At 43.9% G+C, this 1,974-nt stretch carries 3 protein-coding genes and 5 tRNA genes; all 8 read left to right on the top strand.

Going from position 1 to position 1,974, the window contains the following annotated elements; all coding sequences use genetic code 11:
• Positions 1 to 310 (top strand): ProQ/FINO family protein (locus N1032_RS22790; protein WP_259542597.1); only part of this gene is annotated, 310 nt, incomplete at its 5' end.
• Positions 311 to 321: 11 nt separating this feature from the next.
• On the top strand, positions 322 to 714 hold the full coding sequence (locus N1032_RS22785) for a cell wall hydrolase (protein ID WP_259542595.1): 393 nt from the start codon (positions 322 to 324) through the stop codon (positions 712 to 714).
• 392 nt (positions 715 to 1,106) lie between these two features.
• Complete coding sequence (locus N1032_RS28480; protein ID WP_407933071.1) at positions 1,107 to 1,331, top strand: TraR/DksA C4-type zinc finger protein; 225 nt, start codon at positions 1,107 to 1,109, stop codon at positions 1,329 to 1,331.
• Positions 1,330 to 1,406 (top strand) — tRNA-Trp (locus N1032_RS22780). The genes N1032_RS28480 and N1032_RS22780 overlap by 2 nt, the downstream gene beginning before the upstream one ends.
• A 2-nt stretch (positions 1,407 to 1,408) precedes the next feature.
• A tRNA-Ser gene (locus tag N1032_RS22775) sits at positions 1,409 to 1,500 on the top strand.
• Positions 1,501 to 1,507: 7 nt separating this feature from the next.
• Positions 1,508 to 1,584: transfer RNA gene (locus N1032_RS22770), tRNA-Asn, on the top strand.
• A 162-nt stretch (positions 1,585 to 1,746) separates the two neighbouring features.
• A tRNA-Pro gene (locus N1032_RS22765) sits at positions 1,747 to 1,824 on the top strand.
• A 6-nt stretch (positions 1,825 to 1,830) separates the two neighbouring features.
• Positions 1,831 to 1,905, top strand: a tRNA-Ile gene (locus N1032_RS22760).
• Positions 1,906 to 1,974: the final 69 nt, after the last annotated feature.

Raw genomic sequence — 1,974 nt, 5'->3', positions numbered from 1 at the left:
TACATATCGCACTTACATTCCCATTCTGGAGGAGCGCTTCCCAATAGCGTTCAACCGGGATAATCCGTTGCCCCTAGAAGTAGGGGTGTTTGAAAAACTCATTGCACTACCAGACCTCGGCATGTGCGATGATGAATTGGATTGTGTCCTGCAATGCTGGACTGCTCGACGTGAATATTGTCGTTCTGCTGTACTTATTGGCTGGCGACATGACTTGATAGGTCAACGCGTCGAACGGATCGGCGGTGAAGACTTATTGACGTATCAAAATCGATACTCACGCTTCATTAGGCGGGGCATGCTCCAATAAAGGAGGTGCCAATGCCTGTATCTGTCGATACTCTCTACACTGCTGTCACTGTCTATAAAGAGGCTCGTGGTGAGCCTAGACAATGCCAAGTGCTCGTTGCCGAAGTTGTCCGTAATCGTATGGACAATAAAGGTAAATCAGCACAACAGATCGTTAAAGAGAGAGGCCAGTTCTCTTGGATGCCGTTAATCAAAGGACAATCCATTAGTTCTGTGTATAACAGAATCCAGAGTAAAGCTAAGAACGGTGATCAGGAAGCTATAGCAACTGCTACTTCCATTGCTAATCAAGTGCTTCAACCTGGCTACGATACAGGGAATAATTTATATTATTTCCATTCAATAAAAGGTCGTAGACATGACGTAAAATGTGGGAACTTATACTTCTCTTATAACCGTCACTAATTAAAAAGTACTATTATGGTACTAAAACAGTCTCTCTTGTAATATATAAGCTATACAAGCTAGCTTGGCTTGATTGCCTAGCGGCTTTTTAGCTTAATATACTATGTTACTTGGGAGGCTGTTTTTCTATGGCTAAGTTCAAAATCAAGCCTAACAAATCCTTTCCCCAAGTGCAGCACTTAGTGCAGCTTCCCCTAAAGATCTGAACGTTATCCGAAAGACGCTCACATCTATTGTAGAGGGACAGCAAGCTAAGAAGAAAGCTCGCGTATCGAAAGCTGCATTGGGTAGCAAATGATTTATTGATGGTCTTCTTAACGAATATATCCACTGCTAGGGGTAGTTAATGGGTAAGTTACAGAGGATCATCACTAAATTAAGAGGATATTGTAATGCCACACAATGACAGACATCAATCAAAGACAGATGCTATTGTTGACTTTGGTGTCAACGCTGTACGTTCTCAAATTGGTAAAGGTAAGTCACGTGAGTATTGCTTAGATTGTGGCTCCCGTATTCCTGATAAGAGACGAGAGGCTGTCAAAGGTTGCTTATACTGTGTTAAGTGTCAAGCCGAACACGATACAGTGATTACTATCCCTTATGGTAAACGTTAGGAACTTAGCTCAGTTTGGTAGAGCAGCGGATTCCAAATCCGTAGGTCTGGGGTTCGAGTCCTCAAGTTCCTGCCAATGGAGAGGTGGTAGAGTCTGGCTGATTACATCTGTCTTGAAAACAGAAGCTCCTTAATCGGGGTCGCGAGTTCGAATCTCGCTCTCTCCTCCAGTATTATGACTCATTAGCTCGAATTGGTAGAGCGGGACACTGTTAATGTCTTGGTTGGTGGTTCGAATCCATCATGAGTCGCCAGTTTGAACGTATCTAATATCATCCCTTCCTCGGTATGCAAACCCGATTAGGTACGTTCAATTCAACTTTTCGTATAAGAAAAGCGCGTAGTACCGTTTGGCTGTATAATCGTTGTGCAATGCTTATCCGAGGCATGCCTGTCCCCATTATACAGTCCTTTTTCTCCGTTTAGCTCAGTTTGGTAGAGCGCACCGTTTGGGACGGTGAGGTCGGCGGGTTCAAATCCCTCAATGGAGACCACATTCTTGATTCTTAGCTCAGCGGTAGAGCACTCGCCCGATAAGCGAGATGTCACTGGTTCGAATCCAGTAGAATCAACCAATTTGCCGCTGCGGTATCTCCATTAATCAAATCGATGTTGATATCACCAAACCGTAGCGGCAATCTATT

The organism is Herbiconiux daphne, assembly GCF_024979295.1.
GTDB classification, from domain to species: domain Bacteria; phylum Actinomycetota; class Actinomycetes; order Actinomycetales; family Microbacteriaceae; genus Herbiconiux; species Herbiconiux daphnes.
Note: the sequence above shows the minus strand (reverse complement) of the source record. Positions and strands in the feature narration are given on the sequence as shown.

What these genes read in the sequence shown, in the direction of transcription:
- N1032_RS22785 (WP_259542595.1), top strand. Translation starts at nt 322, where the DNA reads ATGCCTGTATCTGTCGATACTCTCTACACTGCTGTCACTGTCTATAAA.
- N1032_RS28480 (WP_407933071.1), top strand. Translation starts at nt 1,107, where the DNA reads ATGCCACACAATGACAGACATCAATCAAAGACAGATGCTATTGTTGAC.